The sequence below is a fragment of the Shewanella sp. 10N.286.52.B9 genome (assembly GCF_002873635.1).
Taxonomy (GTDB): Bacteria; Pseudomonadota; Gammaproteobacteria; order Enterobacterales; family Shewanellaceae; genus Shewanella.
Genome location: NZ_MCTY01000157.1, coordinates 58,040 through 80,830, shown reverse-complemented (window position 1 = coordinate 80,830; position 22,791 = coordinate 58,040). Strand labels below are relative to the sequence as shown.

The 22,791-nt window shown below is 42.0% G+C and carries 20 protein-coding genes; 19 read left to right on the top strand and 1 reads right to left on the bottom strand.

Annotated features, from left to right (window positions below; genetic code table 11):
• The first annotated feature begins 657 nt into the window (after window positions 1-657).
• The 14 genes from BCU91_RS08625 to BCU91_RS08560 all read left to right on the top strand — a co-directional run bounded on the left by BCU91_RS08625 (window position 658) and on the right by BCU91_RS08560 (window position 13,899).
• Window positions 658-1,113 (top strand): hypothetical protein, encoded by a 456-nt coding sequence (locus BCU91_RS08625; protein WP_102439937.1) that lies wholly within the window; start codon window positions 658-660, stop codon window positions 1,111-1,113.
• Between the two features lie 168 nt (window positions 1,114-1,281).
• Window positions 1,282-1,743 carry a tRNA (adenosine(37)-N6)-threonylcarbamoyltransferase complex ATPase subunit type 1 TsaE gene (gene tsaE / locus BCU91_RS08620; protein WP_102439936.1) on the top strand — a complete coding sequence of 154 codons (462 nt, stop codon included), beginning with the start codon at window positions 1,282-1,284 and terminating at the stop codon, window positions 1,741-1,743.
• A 78-nt stretch (window positions 1,744-1,821) separates the two neighbouring features.
• Complete coding sequence (locus BCU91_RS08615) at window positions 1,822-3,126, top strand: N-acetylmuramoyl-L-alanine amidase (protein WP_102531293.1); 1,305 nt, start codon at window positions 1,822-1,824, stop codon at window positions 3,124-3,126.
• Between the two features lie 3 nt (window positions 3,127-3,129).
• Window positions 3,130-5,055, top strand: coding sequence for a DNA mismatch repair endonuclease MutL (gene mutL, locus BCU91_RS08610; RefSeq protein ID WP_102439935.1), 1,926 nt, complete (start codon window positions 3,130-3,132; stop codon window positions 5,053-5,055).
• A gap of 1 nt (window position 5,056) precedes the next feature.
• Window positions 5,057-5,983: a tRNA (adenosine(37)-N6)-dimethylallyltransferase MiaA gene (gene miaA, locus BCU91_RS08605; RefSeq protein ID WP_102475908.1), complete on the top strand. Its 927-nt coding sequence runs from the start codon at window positions 5,057-5,059 to the stop codon at window positions 5,981-5,983.
• Window positions 5,984-6,079: 96 nt separating this feature from the next.
• The gene (gene hfq, locus BCU91_RS08600; protein ID WP_102439933.1) at window positions 6,080-6,346 is read left to right on the top strand and encodes an RNA chaperone Hfq; all 267 of its coding nucleotides are present in this window, start codon (window positions 6,080-6,082) and stop codon (window positions 6,344-6,346) included.
• Window positions 6,347-6,365: 19 nt separating this feature from the next.
• Window positions 6,366-7,685 (top strand): ribosome rescue GTPase HflX, encoded by a 1,320-nt coding sequence (gene hflX / locus BCU91_RS08595; RefSeq protein ID WP_102520637.1) that lies wholly within the window; start codon window positions 6,366-6,368, stop codon window positions 7,683-7,685.
• Between the two features lie 33 nt (window positions 7,686-7,718).
• Window positions 7,719-8,870 (top strand): FtsH protease activity modulator HflK, encoded by a 1,152-nt coding sequence (gene hflK, locus BCU91_RS08590; RefSeq protein WP_102439931.1) that lies wholly within the window; start codon window positions 7,719-7,721, stop codon window positions 8,868-8,870.
• Between the two features lie 3 nt (window positions 8,871-8,873).
• Window positions 8,874-9,764 carry a protease modulator HflC gene (hflC, locus tag BCU91_RS08585; protein WP_102439930.1) on the top strand — a complete coding sequence of 297 codons (891 nt, stop codon included), beginning with the start codon at window positions 8,874-8,876 and terminating at the stop codon, window positions 9,762-9,764.
• 415 nt (window positions 9,765-10,179) lie between these two features.
• On the top strand, window positions 10,180-10,770 hold the full coding sequence (gene petA / locus BCU91_RS08580; protein WP_076539021.1) for a ubiquinol-cytochrome c reductase iron-sulfur subunit: 591 nt from the start codon (window positions 10,180-10,182) through the stop codon (window positions 10,768-10,770).
• Complete coding sequence (locus tag BCU91_RS08575; RefSeq protein WP_102439929.1) at window positions 10,770-11,984, top strand: cytochrome bc complex cytochrome b subunit; 1,215 nt, start codon at window positions 10,770-10,772, stop codon at window positions 11,982-11,984. Before petA ends, BCU91_RS08575 begins: the two co-directional genes overlap by 1 nt.
• Window positions 11,984-12,688 (top strand): cytochrome c1, encoded by a 705-nt coding sequence (locus BCU91_RS08570; protein ID WP_102439928.1) that lies wholly within the window; start codon window positions 11,984-11,986, stop codon window positions 12,686-12,688. The genes BCU91_RS08575 and BCU91_RS08570 overlap by 1 nt, the downstream gene beginning before the upstream one ends.
• A gap of 93 nt (window positions 12,689-12,781) precedes the next feature.
• A complete protein-coding gene (gene sspA / locus BCU91_RS08565; RefSeq protein ID WP_102531290.1) occupies window positions 12,782-13,411 on the top strand; it encodes a stringent starvation protein SspA in 630 nt (209 codons plus the stop codon).
• A complete protein-coding gene (locus tag BCU91_RS08560; RefSeq protein WP_102439927.1) occupies window positions 13,411-13,899 on the top strand; it encodes a ClpXP protease specificity-enhancing factor in 489 nt (162 codons plus the stop codon). Before sspA ends, BCU91_RS08560 begins: the two co-directional genes overlap by 1 nt.
• Window positions 13,900-14,056: 157 nt before the next feature.
• On the opposite strand, the gene BCU91_RS08555 is transcribed toward BCU91_RS08560, so the two are convergent.
• Window positions 14,057-15,340, bottom strand: coding sequence for a hypothetical protein (locus tag BCU91_RS08555; protein WP_102531289.1), 1,284 nt, complete (start codon window positions 15,338-15,340; stop codon window positions 14,057-14,059).
• Between the two features lie 206 nt (window positions 15,341-15,546).
• Between BCU91_RS08555 and BCU91_RS08550 the strand changes: the two genes are divergently transcribed.
• The 5 genes from BCU91_RS08550 (at window position 15,547) to astA (ending at window position 22,790) form a co-directional block, all read left to right on the top strand.
• Entirely contained in the window at window positions 15,547-16,116 is a 570-nt protein-coding gene (locus BCU91_RS08550; RefSeq protein WP_102475911.1) for an aminodeoxychorismate/anthranilate synthase component II, read from the top strand.
• 233 nt (window positions 16,117-16,349) lie between these two features.
• Entirely contained in the window at window positions 16,350-18,836 is a 2,487-nt protein-coding gene (locus BCU91_RS08545; protein WP_102531288.1) for a prolyl oligopeptidase family serine peptidase, read from the top strand.
• Window positions 18,837-18,961: 125 nt separating this feature from the next.
• The gene (locus BCU91_RS08540; protein WP_102439923.1) at window positions 18,962-20,104 is read left to right on the top strand and encodes an HDOD domain-containing protein; all 1,143 of its coding nucleotides are present in this window, start codon (window positions 18,962-18,964) and stop codon (window positions 20,102-20,104) included.
• A gap of 338 nt (window positions 20,105-20,442) precedes the next feature.
• Window positions 20,443-21,660, top strand: coding sequence for an aspartate aminotransferase family protein (locus BCU91_RS08535; protein ID WP_102439922.1), 1,218 nt, complete (start codon window positions 20,443-20,445; stop codon window positions 21,658-21,660).
• Between the two features lie 110 nt (window positions 21,661-21,770).
• A complete protein-coding gene (gene astA / locus BCU91_RS08530; protein ID WP_102439921.1) occupies window positions 21,771-22,790 on the top strand; it encodes an arginine N-succinyltransferase in 1,020 nt (339 codons plus the stop codon).
• Window position 22,791 lies beyond the last annotated feature (1 nt).

The window sequence follows — 22,791 nt, the reverse complement described above, 5'->3', positions numbered from 1 at the left end:
TCAAATAAAAAAATAAACCCGCTCTTAGCTCAGTTGCGCTCTTAGAAATAGTGATACCTTTTTTATTGCCAAGGTATAGGTCATTAGTTCGAACCACTTTTTATGAACAGACAGGTCGCTCCAATTTCTCATCTTAAGAAAATCATTCCTTTCAAATAAACCCGCTCTTAGCTCAGTTGCGCTCTTAGAAATAGTGATACCTTTTTTATTGCCAAGGTATAGGTCATTAGTTCGAACCACTTTTTATGAACAGACAGGTCACTCCAATTTCTCATCTTAAGAAAATCATTCCTTTCAAATAAAAAAATAAACCCACTCTTAGCTCAGTTGTGCTTTTAGAAATAGTGATACCTTTTTTATTGCCAAGGTATAGGTCATCAGTTCGAACCACTTTTTATGAACAGACAGGTCGCTGCAGTTTCTCCCTGCGTTCAAAATGTCTCGGTTTACCCCCCCCCCCGCTTGCACAATATTTATGCATTGTTTAGGGTGCTGTAGCTGGGTGTTGTTTCATTGTTGCTAAATTACTTGTTTTTTATATGCAAAATATGAACTCGCTCAAATATTCTCAACTTTTTTTCAACCATAATAAATACAAGCTTTTACAATCTTATTTTTACTGACCGCCAAAGGGCGGTGACAGATGGAGTGTTTATTATGCGTATCCAACAATTAAGTGAAGTGCTTGAGTTCATTGCCAAGTCACGCTTAGACATGGGTCAGCTTTATGGCCGACTACACCGCAATGCAGACTCTACAAGAGTAAAAATGATGTTGGAATATCTACAGCAACACCAACAGCATGTGCATGACAGTATTGAAAATTATATTGATGAAGCACCAAAGCGTATGCTTGAAACTTGGTATAAAGACATCACCTTCGAAGACTTTGAAAAACGCTGCCAAGACTCGACTCTAGCAGCCAATATGAGTGAAGATGATGTACTCGAGATGCATCTTGATTTAGAAAACCGTTTGATTGGTTTTTTAGAAAAAACCGCTAACAGCACTGAGGTCACTGAAATCAAAGATGCTTTATTAGATTTAGTTCGAGTGGAGAAAACCCAGCAGAAACGTATGGTACATAGCGCATTACGGATGGAAGATATCTAAAATCCGGTTTTCCAGCGTCAATTTTATGTTAATATTTATATATAGAGCCAGCTATCAAGCTGGCTTTATTTTTTTAGGCCATCAAATAGCGCAATAGGCTAAGAGGTTAGTATTCTCAGCTATATTGCAGTTTTATATGATTAATCTCCCAAGTGCTGGTAAGTTAACATGACTTCGATTAAAAAATATCTTAAAGATGAGCAAGCAACGATTGATCTTGGTGTTGAATTATCTTTGTGGGTTTCAGCCCCATTAGTGATTTATTTAACTGGTGATCTCGGTGCAGGTAAAACCACCTTAAGCCGTGGTTTGATCCAAAGTTTAGGTCATGATGGCAATGTAAAGAGTCCAACCTATACCCTAGTTGAGCCCTATGAGCTCAAGGGAATGCAAATTTATCATTTTGACTTATATCGTTTGCTTGATCCTGAAGAGCTTGAATTTATGGGGATCCGCGATTACTTTACTGATAACACTATTAGTATTATCGAGTGGCCAGATAGAGGGCATGGCTTATTACCTGAAGCCGATGTTGCCATTCATTTAAGCTATGACGGAGAGCAACGACAGGTGGAGCTCACTGGCATGACAGGAGCTGGTAATCAGCTTGTCGCTAAGCTTTATAACTAATTAGTTCATAATAAGCTTTAAAAACAAACGCTAGTAAGCATAAGTCAATTAACTAAAATAATAATGACCCTAGAAAAAATGACACGATTTATAATCTTCATATGTTTATTATTCTGCTCCTTACAGGTTGCAGCTAATAAACTTGAAAGTGTGCGAATTTGGGATGCCCCGCAATCAACCCGAGTGGTATTTGATTTGTCTTCGGCACCTGATTATAGCTATTTTGTGCTAACAACCCCCCAGCGTTTGGTTATCGACTTAAAACAAGCTTCAACCAATGTGAAGCTTGCTGATATTGCTAAAGACAGCAAGTTGATCAAAAAAGTGCGTATTAGTTCCCCTCCCAAAAAAGGCACTTTACGTGTGGTGCTTGATTTAAACTCACCAGCAAAGCCGAATTTGTTTGCCCTGACACCGACAGCCCCTTACGGTAATCGTTTAGTGGTCGATTTAGATAACTCTGCCAGTAAAAGTGCAGCGGTACAGTCGGTGGTGCACACTAGCAAGCGCTCTACCGATGTGATTGTCGCTATCGATGCAGGCCATGGCGGCGAAGATCCTGGTTCAATCGGCCCCAAAGGCACCTATGAGAAAAAGATTGTACTTGAGATCTCCAAACGTCTTGCACGAGAAATTAATAAAACACCAGGAATGAAAGCGGTGATGACCCGCACTGGCGATTATTTTGTCAATTTAAATCAACGCTCGGAACTGGCTAGAAATAGTCGAGCTGATTTACTGATTTCTATTCATGCAGATGCATTTACGTCACCACAACCTAATGGGGCATCGGTATGGGTATTATCAAAGCGCCGTGCCAATACCGAAATTGGTCGCGTATTTGAGGATAAAGAAAAGCATTCCGAGCTATTAGGTGGCGTTGGAGACATAATTCAAAACTCCGATAGTGAACAGTATCTTGTGATGACCCTAATCGATATGTCGATGGACCATTCTCTGGCTGAAAGTCATCATATTGCCAGTGATGTATTATCAGGTTTAGGTAAAGTGACTAAACTACATAAGAGTAAACCAGAGCATGCGAGCTTTGCTGTTTTAAAGTCGACTGATATTCCCTCTATTTTGGTGGAAACTGGTTTTATCTCTAACCCTAGAGAAGAAGGGTTATTGTTAAATGGTAACCATCAACAAAAGTTAGCTAATGCGATCCATAAAGGTGTGCTGAAATATTTTGCCGCTAACCCACCTTCAGGCACCTTATTGGCGAAACAGAGTAACACTAAGCATACAGTAAGAAGTGGCGAATCTTTATCGGTTATTGCCCAGCGATATAAAGTCAGCATAGCCAGTATTCGAAAAACCAACAACCTTAAATCAGATGTCCTACGGATAGGCCAAAAGCTGGTTATTCCAAGAGCGTAAATTATGGCTATTCAAATTTTACCACCACAGCTTGCTAACCAAATTGCTGCCGGCGAAGTGGTTGAGCGTCCTGCATCTGTAGTTAAAGAGTTGGTTGAAAATAGCCTTGATGCTGGCGCAACCCGGGTGGATATCGAAATCGACAAAGGTGGCAGTAAGCTCATTAAAATTAGGGACAATGGTAAAGGCATTTCAAAGGAAGAGTTAGCCTTAGCCTTATCTCGTCACGCGACCTCAAAAGTACACTCCCTTGATGACTTAGAAGCCATTTTAAGTTTTGGTTTTAGAGGCGAGGCCTTAGCCAGTATTAGCTCTGTCTCCCGTTTAAGCCTAACATCAAAACCTGCTGAGCAAACTGAAGCGTGGCAAGCCTACGCTGCAGGCTCGCAAATGGACGTTAAAGTGACGCCCGCTGCGCACCCTAAGGGCACTACCATTGAAGTGGTGGATTTATTCTTTAATACCCCTGCCAGACGACGCTTTTTGAAAAGTGATAAAACCGAATTCACCCATATTGATGAATGGTTAAAACGCATTGCCATCGCCAGAACCGATGTGCATTTTACCTTAACCCATAATGGTAAGTTAGCGCGTCAATATCGAGCGGCCAATACTGAAATTCAATACAAACAGCGTCTTGGGCAAATTTGTGGTCGGGCTTTTGCCGAGCATGCTCTGCACCTAGAATGCCAGCATGATGGCTTGATATTATCGGGTTATTTGCAGTCACCTAATGACTTACAACCGACTGATAGCTGCTATTTTTATGTCAATGGCCGTTTAGTGCGAGACCGATTAGTTAACCATGCGGTAAAGCAGGCATTTGGTCAGTTTCAAGTTCAGCATCAACCGGGTTATGTGTTGATGCTTGAGCTGGATCCGCATCAGGTTGATGTCAATGTACATCCAGCAAAGCATGAAGTGCGTTTTCATCAAAGCCGATTAGTGCATGACTTTATTTTACAGGCATTGCAGTCTGTTTTAGCGCAAATACCTGAATTAGATCTCGGTATAGCTAACAAACCTACAGGCGCGCAAACTGGTATTGGCGAGGAAATTGGTCATTCATCAGAGGCAGAAATAAGCAATTGGCAGCAAGTAAGTCAAGACATGCCGCAAAGTCGGGGATCTGCCACTCAATTACATCAACCTAGAGAGTTATCGAGCAGCCGCTTTGGCAGCATGTCGGTGCCAGCGCAGGGCTATCAACACCAAAGCCATCAACCACAGCATAATGCAGCTACCGGAAGCACAGGAGCTACAAGCAGTGGCAATAATCCCTATAGCGGTGGTAGAACAGCTGACACGGTAGAAATAACCCCAACGGCTATCGCTAATTATGGACAATTACTGCAAACCCAAGCTGGAAATTCTTCATTAACGCAAATTAATGAGACAAATCTGTCTGCGCATATCACTATGCCGTCTATTGTTGATGGTCGCTTCTGGGTGATGGTTACAGGTCAGCAGATTTTATTAGTTGATATCGCGCAAGTTTCTATTTTTGTTACAAAATTAGAGATACAGACTAAAATAACAACAGGACTTGTGGGTCAGCCATTATTAATGCCGGTTTCAATTGAAGCCGATGTTGACTGGAAAATTATCCTTGAAGAGCGAGAGCAGTTATTACGTAGGTTAGGATTAACCCTTTCAATCCGCTACCAACAGTTGATAATTAAGAATGTGCCCCCATATCTCAGAGATACCCAATTAGCTGTGTTGATCCCAGAATTATTAGATTGGATTAAATTAGAGCAGCCATCGGATGAAGCGTTGGCGTTGTGGATGGCAAAACAGCAAGCAAATCATTTTTCAGCCGCAGCTGAAGTGTGGCTTCAATATAGCCAATTAACCGCAGAGCAGCAGCAAATGCAGTTATCAAAGGCGAAATCATTGCCATGGCAATCCTGGTTAGAAGAGAATTAATGTGAACCAACTCAAACAGCCCAAAGTATTGTTTTTAATGGGGCCAACCGCTTCAGGAAAAACGGCTTTAGCAATTGAAATGGCCCAGCAGCATAATTGTGAAATTATCTCTGTTGATTCGGCATTAATCTATCGTCAAATGGATATTGGCTCAGCCAAACCTGATGCCGATGAGCTAGCCTTAGCGCCTCATCGTTTAATTGACATTCTCGACCCCAGTGAAAGTTACTCTGCGGCAGATTTTCGTCGCGATGCATTAATTGAAATAGAAGATATAATTAATCGTGGTAAGACCCCTTTATTGGTAGGGGGGACTATGATGTACTTTAAGGCATTGCTTGAAGGCTTGTCACCGTTACCTGCTGCAGATGAGCAGATCAGAGCGCAAATTATGCAAGAGGCAGAAGAGCAAGGTTGGGATGCATTACATCAACAACTTTGCCAAGTTGATGCTACAGCAGGGGCAAGAATTCATCCTAATGATCCCCAGCGGCTATCTCGCGCTCTAGAAGTATACAGAATTACGGGTAAATCGATGACTGAGCTAACGGCAACAAAGTCAGCGCCGTTACCCTATGATGTGATGCAATTTGCGATAGCGCCACATGAGAGAAAAGTATTACATGAATTGATCGCAAAAAGATTTAAACTAATGATGCAAAATGGTTTTATCGACGAAGTTCAACGATTAAAAGATCGCAAAGACTTACATTTAGATATGCCATCTATGCGTTGTGTCGGCTACCGACAGTGTTGGCAGTACCTCGATGGTGAATTTGACTACGAGACTTTAATAGAAAAAGGCACCGCTGCCACTAGGCAATTAGCCAAACGTCAATTAACATGGTTAAGAAGTTGGCCCGAGTTACATTGGCTTGAAAGTGGCGCCGAAGGAAATTTAGTTACACTTATGCAACATTCTAGCTAGCTAATTAGCTGTTGCTGTATAATACTAAAACTAAACAATAAAACATTCTTCAAAAATTCAAAAAATTTATTTTGAAAATAAAAAAAGGAAATTGAAATGGCTAAGGGGCAATCTTTACAAGACCCATTTTTAAACGCTTTGCGTCGTGAACGTGTACCAGTCTCTATCTATTTAGTGAATGGTATTAAACTACAAGGTCAAGTTGAGTCATTCGACCAATTCGTTATCTTGTTAAAAAATACAGTAAGCCAAATGGTTTACAAGCACGCTATTTCAACTGTTGTACCAGCACGCCCATTTAATGTGGCTGCACAAGGTACTCAGAGCTATACCCCAAATGATGAAGCACCTGCATCAGAATAATATTTAAGGAGTTTACTACTTGTTTGATCGCTATGAAGCGGGTGAAACCGCAGTACTTGTTCACATTGACTTTTCTGACGACGAGCGTAGAGAAGACATTACAGAGTTACAATTATTAGTCGAATCAGCAGGAGTACGCTCTGTTGGTGTTATTACTGGAAGTCGGCGTTCACCAGATCGAAAGTTTTTTGTTGGGTCAGGGAAAGTAGAAGAGCTTGCAGCTATGGTTGCAGCTACAGAAGCTAAAGTGGTGATTTTTAATCATGCACTGAGTCCAGCTCAGGAAAGAAATTTAGAACAGATCTGTCAATGCCGAGTGTTAGACAGAACAACGCTGATTTTAGATATTTTTGCTCAAAGAGCGAGAACACACGAAGGTAAGTTACAAGTGGAGCTAGCGCAATTGCGCCACATGTCGACGCGCCTTATTCGTGGTTGGACTCACTTGGAGAGACAAAAAGGTGGTATTGGTATGCGTGGCCCGGGTGAAACCCAGCTCGAAACCGATAGACGTTTACTTCGTGGACGGATTAAAAGTATTAATCGCCGACTTGATAAAGTAGACAAACAACGTGAACAAAGTCGACGTTCACGAAAGCGCAGTGACTTATCCACTGTGTCATTGGTGGGTTACACCAATGCGGGAAAATCGACCTTGTTTAATGCGTTAACCGCCTCAGAAGTTTATGCCGCAGATCAATTGTTCGCCACACTTGATCCTACTCTGCGTAAATTGAATTTACCTGACGGAGCAGTTATTTTAGCTGATACAGTTGGGTTTATTCGTCATTTACCTCACGACTTAGTCGCAGCATTTAAAGCAACCTTGCAAGAAACACGTCAAGCTGATCTGTTATTGCATATTGTTGATTGTGCTGATGAGAATATGACGGAGAATTTTGATCAAGTTCAAAATGTGCTTGAAGAAATTGAAGCAGATACTATTCCACAATTGGTCGTTTGTAATAAAATCGACTTATTGGAAGATTTTGTGCCTCGCATCGATTACGACGATGAAGGTAAGCCAGAGCGAGTCTGGGTATCTGCACAAAAACAAATTGGATTTGAATTGCTCTTGCAGGCTATCAACGAGTTAATCGGTGAAGTCATTATAGAGCAGACATTGAAAATTCCAGCTACGGCTGGACATTATCTTGGCCAGTTTTATCGACTGGACGCGATACAGCAGAAAGAGTACGACGATCTGGGGAACTGTATTTTGTCTGTTCGTTTATCGGATGCCAATTGGCGCCGATTAACAAAACAGAGTCAAGGCGAATTAGAGACGTTTATATTTGAGGATTCTTCTGAAGAATCAGACGTAGACGTTATTTGCTAATATCATTTATTTCATCCACTTATGGAGTGCTAAATGGCTTGGAATGAGCCCGGTAACAAGGGAAAAGACCCTTGGGGAAACAAAAACAGTAACGACAAAGGCCCACCAGATCTAGACGAAGTATTTCGTAACCTTTCAAAGCGCTTCGGCGGTGGTAAAGGTGGTTCAGGTGGATCTTCTAGCCCTTCTTTTAACCCAATGAGCCTTATTGTAGTTTTGGTGATTGGTTTAATTATTTGGGGTGGTTCAGGCTTTTATACCATTAAAGAGGCAGAGCGAGGCGTAACCTTACGTTTTGGTCAGCATTCTGGTGAAGTTGGTCCTGGTTTACATTGGAAAGCAACTTTTATTGATGAAGTGTTTCCGGTAAACATTAAAGCAGTGCGCTCTATTCCTGCATCAGGCAGCATGTTAACGGCTGATGAAAACTTAGTGAAAGTGGAACTTGATGTTCAGTATCGAGTGGATGATGCTTATTCTTACTTGTTTAGTGCAGTTGATGCAAATGAGAGTTTGAGTGAGGCAACAGACAGTGCGCTTCGTTATGTGATTGGGCATAACACTATGGATGACATTTTGACTACTGGTCGTGATGCTATTCGTCGTGATACTTGGGCTGAACTTGAGCGTATTCTTGAGCCGTATAAGCTTGGTTTATCAATTCAAGATGTCAACTTCTTACCAGCGCGTCCGCCTGAAGAAGTGAAAGATGCATTTGATGATGCTATTTCTGCACAAGAAGATGAACAGCGTTTCATTCGCGAAGCAGAAGCTTATGCGCGTGAAATTGAGCCTAAAGCACGTGGTCAGGTTGAGCGTATGGCGCAACAGGCTAGCGCGTATAAGCAACGTGAAGTCTTAGAAGCTCAAGGTAAGGTTGCTCGTTTCGAAAAACTTTTGCCTGAGTATCAAATGGCACCAGAAGTGACCCGTAAACGTTTATACCTTAATGCGATGCAAGAGGTCATGGCAGATACTAACAAGGTACTAATTGATACTAAAAACAATGGTAATTTAATGTATTTACCATTAGACAAAATGATGGGTAATCAAGCTAAAACTATGCCTGCAGAGCCAGTTGTTGAAACGCATGTGAACACGCCTTCAAATAATTCGCTTACGTCTTCTATGCCAGTTGATGGACGTCAGACTCGTGAGTCTCGTTCACGCCAAGGGAGGGACTAACTCATGGGTAGAATAGGACTGATTGTTCTGGTAATCATTTTAGGTGTTGGTTTTTCATCTGTTATGGTCGTTAACGAAGGTGAACGTGCTATCGTTTCTCGCTTTGGTGAGATCTTAAAAGATAACGTTGAAGGTCAACCTGTCACGCGTGTATTTGCACCAGGTTTACACTTTAAAATTCCAGCAATAGATAAAGTAAAATATCTAGATGCGCGAATTCAGACCTTAGATGGCGCTGCAGATCGTTTTGTTACTTCAGAGAAAAAAGACCTTATGGTTGACTCTTATGTTAAGTGGCGTATTAGCGATTTTGAAAAGTTTTACCTGTCCACTGGTGGCGGTAATGTTGCAACAGCTGAAAGCCTGTTACAGCGTAAAATCAACAATGACTTACGCACAGAGTTTGGTCGTCGTACTATTAAAGAAATTGTTTCAGGTGAACGTGATGAGTTGCAGATTAATGCACTTGAAAACGCATCTGAAAGCTCACAAGATCTTGGTATCGATGTGGTTGATGTGCGCGTTAAGCAAATCAACTTACCTGCCAACGTAAGTAGCAGTATCTTCCAGCGTATGCGTGCTGAACGTCAAGCTGTAGCAAAAGAGCATCGTGCACAGGGTAAAGAGCAATCTGAAATCATCCGTGCAACTATTGATGCTAACGTGACAGTTAAAGTGGCTGAAGCAGAACGTAAAGCATTAACGGTTCGTGGTGAAGGTGATGCATTATCTGCGAAGATTTATGCTGATGCTTATAACAAAGATGCTGAGTTTTATGGTTTCTTAAGAAGTCTTGAAGCTTACAAGGCGAGTTTCGCTGGCAATAGTGATGTTATGGTTTTAGAACCTGACAGTGATTTCTTCAAATACATGAAATCTATCGATGGTAAATAAGCCAACATTTCATTAATTGAAATTTAGCGTTAATTTAAAACCCGGTTTATACCGGGTTTTTTGCGTTTTGAGATTGTGCAGCGAAATAAATTGAATTTCTGCCAGTTGATACCATTAATCAGCTGTGACTAATTTAGATAGCGTATGTTTCATTAAATATTGTTTATTTACAGCAATTTAACTATTTTGTTTGTTCTTATCTTCATAACAACTGAAGAAATCGGTAGCTTATTTTTTGCTCATTGCAAAAAAAACACGCAAATCCCGTAACTTAGTTGTGTGAATTACTATGATCTGGTTCTAATTTTTCGCTATAATGAGCCCCGCCTCAAAGTATAGATTTAGCCGTTAGTGATTCTAATGTTGCTAAGTTATTAAAATATAAGAATTCCAACACCCTCTGGGAGATAAGTGGATGAGCAAAGCGCCAGTCGATACCGGACGCCGCAGATTCCTGACAGCCGCAACCGCCGTAGTTGGTGGAGCTGGTGCCGTCGCTGTAGCGGTGCCTTTTATTAAGTCATGGAATCCGAGCGCTAAAGCGAAAGCTGCAGGTGCACCGGTAGAAGTTAACATTAGTAAAGTAGAACCAGGTCAATTAATTCGAGTTGAATGGCGTGGTAAACCTGTATGGGTTGTTCGTCGTACCGAAACCATTTTAAATGAGTTAAGTTCATTAGATGGTCAATTACGCGATCCTGCTTCAGAAGAATTACAACAGCCCGCGTATGCAGCTAATCCTGCACGTTCAATTAAGCCTGAGTTCTTTATTGCTGTCGGGATTTGTACACATTTAGGTTGTTCACCAACTTATTTACCAGATAGCTTTGGTGAGCAAGTAGAAGGTGTATCTGCTGGTTTCTTCTGTCCATGTCATGGCTCTAAGTTTGATATGGCTGGACGTGTATTTCAGGGCGTACCAGCACCATTGAACCTAGTTGTACCTCCGCATCAATATGTCGATGATGGAACTGTACTCATCGGTGTCGACACAGGAGCTGCATAATGGTTAAGAATATCGTTGATTGGATTGATGCTCGCATCCCAATGACGGCGACCTATAATCGCCATGTTGGTCAATATCCAACACCAAAGAACTTTAACTTTTGGTATTTCTTTGGTTCATTAGCATTACTTGTTTTAGTTAACCAGCTATTAACGGGCATTTGGTTAACCATGAACTACGTACCAACAGCTGAAGGCGCTTTTGCTTCAGTTGAATACATCATGCGTGATGTAGAGTACGGCTGGTTACTTCGTTATATGCACTCCACGGGTGCCTCGGCATTCTTCGTGGTGGTTTATCTGCATATGTTCCGTGGCTTAATCTACGGTTCTTATCAAAAACCTAGAGAGCTACTTTGGTTATTTGGTATGTTGATTTTCCTCGTGCTAATGGCTGAAGCCTTCATGGGTTACTTGCTACCTTGGGGACAAATGTCTTACTGGGGTGCACAGGTTATTATCTCATTATTTGGTGCGATTCCATTTATTGGTGATGACCTCACATTGTGGATCCGTGGTGACTATGTAGTTTCTGGTGCGACACTAAACCGTTTCTTTGCATTACATGTTATTGCACTGCCTCTAGTTTTAGTTGTATTAGTTTTCCTTCACTTGATTGCTTTACACGAAGTAGGCTCAAACAACCCTGACGGTGTCGAAGTTAAAAAGAATAAAGATGAAAATGGCTGGCCAGTTGATGCTATCCCTTTCCACCCTTATTACACAGTAAAAGATATCATGGGCGTCGCCGGTTTCTTAATCGTCTTCTGTTACGTGTTGTTCTTTATGCCTGAAGGTGGCGGTTACTTCCTTGAAAAGCCAAACTTTGAAGCGGCTAACCCAATGAAAACCCCTGAGCATATCGCTCCAGTATGGTATTTCACGCCATTCTATGCAATTTTGCGTGCTATTCCTGACAAGCTTTTAGGTGTTGTCGGTATGGGGCTCGCGATTGCGGTACTGTTCGTATTACCTTGGTTAGATCGCTGTAAAGTGAAGTCGATTCGTTATCGTGGACTTGTTCATAAGATTAACATTGCGCAGTTTACCGTTTCATTCTTGATCCTAGGTTATTTAGGTGCGGTTCCAGCTACGCCTACATTAACTATTGCAGCGCGTATCTTTACACTTACTTATTTTGCCTTCTTCGTGGCGCTGTGGGTTTACAGTAAAAACGAAAAGACAAAACCAGTTCCTACGAGGGTGACGCACTAATGAAAAAGCTATTAATCGCATTAGTTACATTGTTACCAACGCTAGCAATAGCGGCTGGTGGCAACAATGAATTTGTTAAGAGTCCTGATCCGGAAATCAACCTACATGACAATGAGTCATTAGAGCGTGGTTTAGACTTATTTCAACAATACTGTTCAGGTTGTCATAGTACCCAGTACCAACGCTATGGCCGTGTTGCTGAAGATTTAGGTATTTCAGTTGATGACATGCGTAACAAGTATATGTTCACCGATGCTAAAGTGGGTGAGCTAATGGAAAACTCTATCCCTGAAGCTGACGCAGCTAAGTGGTTTGGTGCAGCGCCACCAGACTTAACTTTAGTGGCTCGCGTGCGTGGTGCCGATTGGGTTTATTCATACCTTAAAGGCTTTTATAAAGATGAAAGTCGTCCATTTGGGGTAAACAATACTGTTTTCCCATTGGTGGGTATGCCCCATGTTCTTGAAGATTTACAAGGTATTTCTGTAAAACAAGAAGATGGAACGCTAGTTGCGACTGGTGGCTCTATGAACGCAGAAGAGTACGATCAAGCGGTGCGAGATATCACCGGTTTCCTTGTATATTCAGCCGATCCAGTGAAGCTTGAACGTGAAGCTTTAGGCTGGTGGGTACTCGGATTTCTATTCTTTTTCTTCATCATTGCCTATTTGTTGAAGAAAGAATACTGGAAAGATGTGCACTAGACACGAATAACGGGTAAAATACATTATTCGCATACTCTAAACGAGGGGCTTAGCCCCTCGTTTGTTTTGTTTTTCCGTTTCTGGAGGATATCAATGGCTGTAGCTGCCAACAAACGCTCTATCATGACACTGTTTTCAGGTGCCGATGATTTATATAGCCACCAAGTACGTATCGTACTGGCTGAGAAAGGGGTAACTGTTGATGTATTACAGGTAGACCCTAGCGAGAAGCCTCAGGAGTTACTTGACGTAAATCCTTACAACTCAGTTCCGACTTTAGTTGATCGTGAATTAGTATTGTATGAGTCTCGCATTATCATGGAATACCTGGATGAACGCTTTCCACATCCACCATTGATGCCAGTATATCCAGTTGCTCGCGGACAAAGTCGTCTAATGATGCACCGTATTGATACTGACTGGTATGAATTGGTTGCCCGTATTCGCCGTGGCGACAAAGCTGATGCTGCTCGTAAAGAGTTAACTGAAAGCTTGGTTGCTTTAGCGCCAGTATTTGCTGAAATGCCATACTTTATGAGCGAAGAATTTGGTCTTTCTGATTGTTACTTAGGGCCGCTATTATGGCGTTTACCTGAACTAGGTATTAACCTTGATGCCCGTACTTCTAAAGATATCCATGCTTACATGACACGTATTTTTGAACGTGAATCATTTAAAGCATCGTTAACTGAGGTTGAGCGCGAAATGCGCATGGGCATGTAATGAAAGCAATTACCCCTAATCGTCCATATTTGTTGCGGGCTTACTATGAGTGGTTGATGGATAATCACTTTACCCCACATGTTGTCGTGGATGCATTTGTGAAAGGGACTCAAGTACCTCAAGAGTTTGTTAAAGACGGTCAAATCGTACTTAACATAGCTGGCGGTGCTGTGGGAAATTTGCAAATGACCAATGAATTTGTCGAGTTTAATGCTCGTTTTGGTGGTGTACCGCAGCAAGTCGTTTTACCGATGGCTGCTATCGTGGCAATTTATGCCCGTGAAAATGGTGCTGGTACCGTGTTTGATATGGAAGATGCTTATATGGCAGAAGATGAATCTGAAGATTTATCACCTGCTACAAGAGCATTTTCTACAGTAGAATCGACCGTAGATGCTACTGTTGACACTGCTGTATCAACTGAAGAAAAGCCAACTGGTGATTCTGAAAAAACTAAAGGACGTGCTCATTTAACGGTTGTTAAATAGTCGGCTCAAATCATAAAAAAACCAGTTATTAGTCCTAGATTAGTAACTGGTTTTTTATTGTCTGTTATTTACTGAGTGGCATAGTGTGCAGCTATTGAAGTCTCAGTAACATCTTAAACTTATCTTGCTAGTTTTACTTCCACTCCACTGAACTGTCCTAGTGCTTAAGCGCATGGGCTGCTAATCTTGTTAGTTTGAAAGCGACTTTTAAACAACGGTTTTCCAAATTATCATTTTCAATTTCTAGCTGGTATCGCGCCAAAATAGCCAGATAAGCACAGAGCTGCTCGCTATCCATGGCTAATGCTAATTGGGCGATTGGTTCGATAAAGGTTTGGTACTGATTTCGATAGCGAGCATTAGGAAATTGCTCACTAGGGTCCCAGTCTTGCCATAGGCAAAGATCCACTTGCTGTTGAAATTGGCATAAGGCTTCAGGGCTTATATCCACCTTAGGCAGTTGCTTTATCATCATCGCTAACAATGCTTCAACACCACTGGCAATCTGTTCTTCTGGGGTGGGTTGGTCAATAAAACAAAACTCGCCAAGGCTGAGTTGTGCATTATCAGATACGCAGGCGTCCTCAAGCTGTTTTTTGCGACCTTGATGCCAAGCAAAACTCACGAGTGGGTAGTTGGCAACCGCTGCGTTGTAATTAACACAAGCCAGGTATTCATTTTGAATATCTGGGAAACTGTCTAAGGGATAATGAGCCACTATTACCGGAACTGTTAACAGATTGTGAGGGTGTTGCTCGGTTAACTCAAATGTTGGGTAATTCAAAATAATATTTAGTGCATGATTGAGCGAGTGATCTTTATCAAACGCGCAGGGCCAATATTGCTGTGATAAAGCATGACTTGGCTCTATATACGGCGCTAACGCTGTGATTGTTTGTTGATCCCAACAAGCATGCACTGCGCGAATATGACCAAAATCCAAAAACAGTGGCAATGACATAAACCAATCTATCCATTGATAAATTGATTCGTCAGCGGGATCAAATAACGATAGGAAAAAGGGGCCTTGTTGGCTTAGGCTATCTGAATTGAGTGCTAGCTTGCTCGCGCTAACTAAAGGCTCGTCTGTGATCGGGTGGTGTTTACTCCAACCTATGGCGTTAAACTCATTTATGCCAAGCAAACAATAAGCATAACCTTCATCAACCAGCCGTTTTATAAAGTTGAGTAAGGCGATGTGCTCAATAGCGGCTGCATCGGTTTGAGCAGGCTGGTGTGACGCAATTAAGTTGCCACAAAAAACTAACTTAACAAATTGAATACTCGATTGTGGATCATCGATATCAAAATCAATTTCGGCTAATAAATCGGTTAACTTGTCTAAGCGACCATAAATATCACCAATAAAATAAAGACTGACATTTCCCACCTGTGTGACTTGTGTTCCTGAAACTTGTGTATTTAAAAATTGCATTCCCATAGTTTACCTTCCTAAGATGGCGGTAGGAGCCACTGATATAGAGCTATAGTATAACCTAGCAATTAAACGTTACAGTCAACAAAACCAGCGATAGGTCTAAACGCTTAAGCACTGAGCAAAGCTATGCTATTATCCGCCACCATTCAGGTATTTTAGCTTTCCTGATTAATTATTCTTATAAAGCAATCTTGTACTTAGGGTCCTTAATGCTGTTAATGATTGATAACTACGATTCGTTTACTTTTAACTTAGTGCAATATTTTCAGCAGCTAGGTTTTGAGATTATGGTAAAGCGTAATGACGAGATCAGCATTGCAGAAATCCAAGCCTTAAATCCAACTCATTTGGTTATTTCTCCAGGCCCTTGCTCGCCTAATGAAGCGGGGATCTCATTACAAGCAATCGAATACTTTGCCGGTAAACTGCCAATTTTAGGGGTATGTCTAGGTCATCAAGCCATTGCACAGGTGTTCGGCGCTAATGTTGTTCGTGCTAAAAGAGTGATGCATGGTAAAACCAGCAAGATAAATCACCATGAAGCTGGCTTGTTTAAACAGCTTAATCAGCCACTTACAGTTACCCGTTATCATTCTTTACTAGTTGAAAGTTTACCTGATGGTTTTCAACTTGATGCATGGTTTGATGATCCAATTCATGGCCGTGAGATCATGGCGATGCGCCATAATAGTTTGCCTATATTTGGGGTGCAATTTCATCCAGAAGCTATTTTGACCGAACAAGGTCTTGAGTTACTACAGAATTTTTTAAATTATTAACTTGCTCATTTGGGGCCAATGAGTCGCATTTGGATCCCTTTATCATCTTCTAAACGGCTAACCTTACTTTCCTCTCCAATAATCAATAATTTCCGTTACAACTTTGACCAAAAAAGCTCACAAGTTTACTCCTTTTTTATGATATAAAAGAGCAATAATAAAAGCACTTGCCAAACAGTGGTTAACGTTTAGGCGAGAATATACCAAACATCTTTGATGACAAAGGATTCAATATGACAAGGCTACTGCGCAATACTGCGCTTAGTGCGCTTTCTTTAGCGATCATTTCTGGTTGCAGCGCGACCGCAACTAGCAATAACACCCCAAGCATTTCTAACGCAGCTTCAAGTTACACAGTGCCGCTTGCGACACCTCCTCAAGTTGAACAGCCTTTAACCTTAAATCAGATCATGGCCAATCCTGATTGGATGGGTGTGTTAGCTAAAAATGCTTATTGGGGCGATGATAGTCAGTCAATTTATTTTAATCGACAAGCACATCAGGCGCCACTTGCTGAGGTTTATCAGCAAGGCGTGAGTCAAACTCAGGCAAGTCTTATTAGCTTGAATCAGTTGCATTTAACTGATCAAAAGCACGGTGTGTTGAGTGCAGATAAATCGCAAAAAGCCTATATCTATCAGGGTAATATATTCGTTAAGCAATTAGCGTCAGGGGACGTAAAACAGCTTACCCGCGTGAATACTGCCATTGATGAGGTTAAGTTCCTTAGTAGCGGCGATTTGGCTTATTTTCAAGGTAATAGTGTCTTCAAGATACATCTGCAGACTGGGTTAACTGAGCAGCTAGCAGATGTGCAAATGGCCAATGCCCCTAAAGGGGTTAGCGATCCAGAATCTTACATTGCCAAACAACAGCATCGTTTGATTGCCTATGTTGCTTTGCAGCATAACAAGAGTAAAACCCGCGCTGAATATGCCGAGCAGTTAGCGGCGCAAGACCCGACTTTTGCGGCTAAAACTTGGTATTTAGGCGATGATGAAAAAGTCTCTGATATGAGTCTTTCCGCTGATGGCCGTTACTTAGTGGTTAACTTAGTTGATAAAGACTATAGCTGGCGCAGCGAGCACGACATCATGCCAAATTATCTAGGTAAAGATGGCTATGTTGATGCAGTACCTGCAAGGGCGCGTGTGGCTGAAGACAGTTACCCAGGTGAACGATTGGTGGTCCTAGACTTGGTCGATCACGTTAAGAAAGATATCACTATTGAAGGTCTTGATGGTTACGATGCCGACGTGTTAGCCAGTGTAAAAGCTGAAAATGCCAAAGCCAAAGGCGAGCGTTATAACAGCGAAAAATCGCCACGGGTATTGCAACTGATGCAAGATTGGACTTGGAGTCAAAGTCCGATGCAGTGGCATGAATCTGAAAATAAATTGCTGGTTATGATTGAAGCGGTTGATAATAAAGATCGCTGGATCGCCAGTGTCAACCTTGAAACCGGCAAGCTAAAAACAGAGCACCGTTTACATGATGATGCTTGGGTTAACTACACCTTTAATCAATTTGGTTGGGTGGGAACATCTGAGTCATTCTATTACTTATCTGAAGAGTCTGGTTATTCACAGCTTTATGTTAAAGGTGAAAATGGCAAGACCAGCGCACTTACCAATGGCGAATATGTGGTTGATCAAGTGACCTTATCACCCGATGCGACGCATCTTTATTATCGTGCTAACAAAGACCACCCTGGAACTTATAATGTTTATCGGGTTGAGATTGCTAGCGGTAAAACTGAGCAGCTGACCCAGTGGACAGGTACCCTTGATTATGAGTTAAGCCCTAATGGTCAATCGTTGCTATTAACGGCATCAACAGCCACCCAACCTAATGAGCTGTATGTGCAGCCAATTGGCGGCGAGCTTAAGCAGTTAACTCATTACACCAGTAAAGCGTTTGCAGATTATGCATGGCAAGCCCCTCAAGTAGTAAAAGTACCATCAACTCATGGTGCGAAAGACATTTACGCTAGAGTCTATTTACCTCAGGGCTATGATGCTAATAATGCTGAAAAATATCCTGCTGTAATTTTTAACCATGGTGCGGGTTACCTGCAAAATGCCCATAATGGTTTTTCTGGCTATTTCAGAGAGTTCATGTTCCATAACTTATTAACACAACAGGGTTATGTCGTCATGGATATGGATTACCGTGGTTCTAAAGGTTATGGCCGCGATTGGCGCACCGCTGTGTATCGCAATATGGGTCATCCTGAAGTTGAAGATTTAAAAGACGGCGTTAGCTGGATGGCGGCTAACAGTCATGTTGACGGCGCTAAAGTAGGTACCTATGGCGGCTCTTATGGCGGCTTCTTAACGTTCATGGCGTTATTTAATGAGCCTGAGTTATTCCAAGCGGGCGCAGCACTTCGTCCGGTCACCGATTGGGCTCATTACAATGCACCGTATACCTCTAACATCTTAAATACCCCAGATGTTGACCCCATTGCCTATGAAAAGAGTTCACCAATTGAACACGCACAGGGTTTACAAAAACCATTGCTGATCATGAGCGGTGTGCTCGATGACAATGTGTTCTTCCAAGATAGTGTGCGCTTAGTACAACGCTTGATTGAGTTAGAAAAGCCGATGTTTGAAACCGCGATTTACCCTGTTGAGCCACATGGCTTTAGACAGGCATCAAGCTGGTTAGATGAATATCGTCGTATCTACAAATTGTTTGAGCAAGAGCTAAAGTAATGATGCGTTTTACTTAAGCTGATTTAAACCATAAGGCTTCCATTTGGAGGCCTTATTTGTAACGATAAGCAGCAGTTGAAATATAATTTTCATATAACTAACACAGAATTAAAGGCAGTTTATTTGTGGCAGTGTCGGTAGCAGGTGGCGTAAGGCCAGGAAAAGTCATTGAAGTTGAGCGCAGGCTGTATAAGCAACTGATTATGGGTAAGGAAAAGTTACCCTCGCAGCTTGATGACTTAGATAAGCAGTTAGAAGATGACGCCAATAAACTTGAAGTTGAACGTTTAGCCATTAAAGCACGTTTAGAAGAGCAAGCGCGGGCTCAGTTGGTGTTACAGCGCATATCAGAGCAATTGACTAACACTGTCATAAGCTCCCTTGAGCATCAGCTCAATTCACCTCAGCAGATGTTAGCGCAATCGGGTTTAAAAGAGTCCCATATTTTATTATTGGATTTACTGCTTAACAAAGAACCTGATCTGCGCCGAGTGCGATCGCTTGTTGAAAATATCAGCTGGCTATCGACCGATCTTATCAATTTAATCAATAGCCCAGCCTCGAGTCACCGCAGACCGCAGCGATCAGAAGTCAAAGTAACCGACATTAAGTTAGTGCTTAATTATATTGGCATTGAAAATTTGCAAGCTGTGATCCCTTACTTTTGTTTACGGCATTGGCTGCCATCGGGCAATACTAACCTGATTTGGGCTAGTCGTAAGTTATGGCGTTACAGCATGATCACCGCCATAGCGGCCAAAGCATTGGCAGCGCTGCATCAAAAGGATGTGGCATTGGTTTATAGCGCAGCTTTGATGAAGCAATTAGGCGCAGCGACTATATTAAATGCCAGCGCCAGACAATTTGAAAACACATGGGGAACCTGGCTACGTGAGACCAGCGCCAAAGGGGATAAAACCTTATACGATGCGGTAATGGCCTCAGCATTTCCAGCTGAGGAAGTGTTTGAGCAAGTGATGTCCTATGGTGAGCAGCTTAATTGGCAATTATTGGACTTAATGGATTTTAACCAGAGCCAGCTAACCCAAGTGCTAAAAGAGCTCGATTTAAATTATCACTTTAGCGAGTTTTCCACAGAAAGCGCTATCGTTGCCAAAGCCAGTTGTTATGCCAAGGTATTAATATTAGAGCAATCGCGTTTAATTGAGCCGCAAGAGAAGCGAGTGTTATTTGATTATTATGAATTTACCGAGCAAGAGCTGATCCGTTTAAAATCGCAAAATTACCGCAAGCTTAATTTAGTTTAAAGTCAGGCTTTATCCCCCTTAAGTATGACTAAATCTTGTTTAGTTATGCATTTATGATGAATAGCTAGCTTATTTGAGGCCAAATAACTTTTTTTATGACTATTTATGCTAAAAATAAGCTGTAATAGCACTTTGTATGTGAAGTTTGTTAACTCTTTATGCATTATTCATTTAAGTTATGAATAGTTAACCGCTAAAAACTGGTATTTTGATCACGTTTTAGCTAATAATGACCTGCAAGCTATACAAACATCCGCAGTCAACTTAAACCAAAATCAATACAGCAAGCGGAATAGAGTGACTTAAGTGTCGCTAATAACTTTAAGGAACGAAAAGCAATGAGCGTTGAAATGAACTTAACACGTGCCCAATTTGATGAAGTCATGGTGCCTAACTATGCGCCAGCAGCCGTAATCCCAGTTCGCGGAGAAGGCAGTCGAGTTTGGGATCAACAAGGTAATGAGTTTATTGACTTTGCTGGTGGTATTGCAGTGAATTGTTTAGGTCATTGTCACCCAGCACTTGTTGGCGCCCTAAAAGAACAAGGTGAAAAGCTGTGGCATTTATCAAACGTAATGACCAATGAGCCAGCATTAGAGCTGGCGACGAAACTGGTTAACGCCACGTTTGCTGAGCGTGTTTACTTTGCTAACTCAGGTGCTGAAGCCAATGAAGCTGCACTAAAACTTGCCCGTCGTTACGCATTAGATAATCACGGCCCACAAAAAGATCAAATCATCGCCTTTGATAAAGCATTCCATGGTCGTACCTTCTTTACTGTTACTGTGGGTGGTCAAGCGGCTTACTCTGATGGTTTCGGGCCTAAACCACAAAGCGTTACTCATGTACCATTTAATGATATTGCCGCTCTAGAAGCGGTAATTTCTGATAACACTTGTGCCATCATGCTTGAACCACTTCAAGGTGAAGGCGGTATTATCAATGGTGACCCAGAATTCTTAAAAGCTGTGCGCGCACTTGCTGATAAGCATGACGCATTAGTTATTTTTGATGAAGTGCAAACAGGTGTTGGCCGTACCGGTGAGTTATTTGCCTACATGGGCACCGATATTGTGCCTGATATTTTAACCAGCGCCAAAGCCCTAGGCGGCGGTTTCCCAATTGCTGCAATGCTAACCACTGCTAAAATTGCCGCACATCTTAAAATTGGTACTCATGGTTCGACTTATGGCGGCAACCCATTAGCGTGCGCTATTGGTAATGCTGTTATGGATGTGGTGAATACGCCTGAAGTACTGAATGGTGTTAAGCATCGCGAACAGTTATTCCGTGATGGTTTAGCGGCAATCAATGCCAAATATAATGTGTTCTCAGAAGTGCGTGGTAAAGGCATGTTATTAGGCGCAGTACTTAACGAGCAATATGCAGGCCGTAGCCGTGACTTCTTAGTTGCATCGGTTGCAGAAGGCTTAATGAGCTTGATTGCTGGCGCTAACGTCGTGCGTTTTGCTCCATCTCTTGTTATCCCAGAAGCTGATATCGCTGAAGGTTTAGCACGTTTCGAACGTGCTGTAGCTAAAGTGGTTGCAGGTTAATAGATAAGTAAAGCGTAAGGGTAAAACCTTGCGCTTTTTTATTGGGTTATCGGTAATGAAAAGTCTGTTTGTTGGTGACTTTTTATTACTGGATTATCAAGGAGAGTCAGATGCTAATCATACGACCTATTCGTGGCAGTGATTACGAAGCACTTTACAAGGTCGCCGTTGAATCGGGTCATGGGTTCACTTCCCTGCCAGTCAACGAAGAGCTATTACGCTCTAAAATCGCTAGAGCTGAAGCTTCTTTTTCCAAGCAAGTTGAGAAACCTTTCGATGAAGGTTATTTGATGGTGCTTGAAGATTTAAAAACCAATCAAGTTGTCGGTACCTGCGGTATTGAAGCCGCTGTCGGGATGGAAGATGCCTTTTATCATTACCGTTTAGGCACTGAAGTCTATCATTCTAAACAAATCTCAGTTCGTAACGAAGTGGAAACACTGACGCTTTGCCATGACTACACTGGCGCTGCAGAGTTATGTACGCTGTTTTTAAATAAAGAATATCGCAGAGGCTATAACGGCCGCATGCTTTCTCGCTCGCGTTTTTTATTCCTCGCTCAACATGAGCAACGTTTTGGCAGCACTGTAATTGCTGAAATGCGCGGCGTAAGCGATGAAAAGGGTGATTCACCTTTTTATGAGTGGTTACAAGATCATTTCTTAGGCATTGATTTTGTCGAAGCCGATTATTTATCGGGGTTAGGTAAAAAGGCCTTTATGGCTGAAATGATGCCAAGAAGCCCGATACATGTATGCCTATTGCCAAAAAAAGCACAAAAAGTGATTGGCGAGGTGCATAGAAATACTAAACCTGCGCTGAAGCTATTGCAGGCTGAAGGCTTTAAATTTAGAAATTACGTCGATATTTTCGATGGTGGTCCAACAGTGGAGTGTGCGCTAAGCGACATCCGCGCCGTGAGTCAAAGCCGTCTACTCACGGTCACTATTGGAAAGATGCCTCATGCCGATCATCAATATCTTGTCGCCAATACCTTGTTAGCGGATTACCGCGCAACAGCGGCAAGAATTTTAGTTTCACAAGAGCATGATAACGTCACCTTAAGCCCACAATTAGCTGAAGCGCTAATGGTTGAGCAAGGCCAGCAAATTCGCGTATTAGAACTGTAGG

What these genes read in the sequence shown, in the direction of transcription:
- BCU91_RS08545 (WP_102531288.1), top strand. Translation starts at nt 16,350, where the DNA reads ATGACAAGGCTACTGCGCAATACTGCGCTTAGTGCGCTTTCTTTAGCG.
- BCU91_RS08570 (WP_102439928.1), top strand. Translation starts at nt 11,984, where the DNA reads ATGAAAAAGCTATTAATCGCATTAGTTACATTGTTACCAACGCTAGCA.
- mutL (WP_102439935.1), top strand. Translation starts at nt 3,130, where the DNA reads ATGGCTATTCAAATTTTACCACCACAGCTTGCTAACCAAATTGCTGCC.
- hflC (WP_102439930.1), top strand. Translation starts at nt 8,874, where the DNA reads ATGGGTAGAATAGGACTGATTGTTCTGGTAATCATTTTAGGTGTTGGT.
- BCU91_RS08535 (WP_102439922.1), top strand. Translation starts at nt 20,443, where the DNA reads ATGAGCGTTGAAATGAACTTAACACGTGCCCAATTTGATGAAGTCATG.
- hflK (WP_102439931.1), top strand. Translation starts at nt 7,719, where the DNA reads ATGGCTTGGAATGAGCCCGGTAACAAGGGAAAAGACCCTTGGGGAAAC.
- tsaE (WP_102439936.1), top strand. Translation starts at nt 1,282, where the DNA reads ATGACTTCGATTAAAAAATATCTTAAAGATGAGCAAGCAACGATTGAT.
- astA (WP_102439921.1), top strand. Translation starts at nt 21,771, where the DNA reads ATGCTAATCATACGACCTATTCGTGGCAGTGATTACGAAGCACTTTAC.
- BCU91_RS08550 (WP_102475911.1), top strand. Translation starts at nt 15,547, where the DNA reads ATGCTGTTAATGATTGATAACTACGATTCGTTTACTTTTAACTTAGTG.
- hfq (WP_102439933.1), top strand. Translation starts at nt 6,080, where the DNA reads ATGGCTAAGGGGCAATCTTTACAAGACCCATTTTTAAACGCTTTGCGT.
- BCU91_RS08555 (WP_102531289.1), bottom strand. Translation starts at nt 15,340, where the DNA reads ATGGGAATGCAATTTTTAAATACACAAGTTTCAGGAACACAAGTCACA.
- BCU91_RS08575 (WP_102439929.1), top strand. Translation starts at nt 10,770, where the DNA reads ATGGTTAAGAATATCGTTGATTGGATTGATGCTCGCATCCCAATGACG.
- BCU91_RS08625 (WP_102439937.1), top strand. Translation starts at nt 658, where the DNA reads ATGCGTATCCAACAATTAAGTGAAGTGCTTGAGTTCATTGCCAAGTCA.
- petA (WP_076539021.1), top strand. Translation starts at nt 10,180, where the DNA reads ATGAGCAAAGCGCCAGTCGATACCGGACGCCGCAGATTCCTGACAGCC.
- sspA (WP_102531290.1), top strand. Translation starts at nt 12,782, where the DNA reads ATGGCTGTAGCTGCCAACAAACGCTCTATCATGACACTGTTTTCAGGT.
- BCU91_RS08560 (WP_102439927.1), top strand. Translation starts at nt 13,411, where the DNA reads ATGAAAGCAATTACCCCTAATCGTCCATATTTGTTGCGGGCTTACTAT.
- BCU91_RS08615 (WP_102531293.1), top strand. Translation starts at nt 1,822, where the DNA reads ATGACACGATTTATAATCTTCATATGTTTATTATTCTGCTCCTTACAG.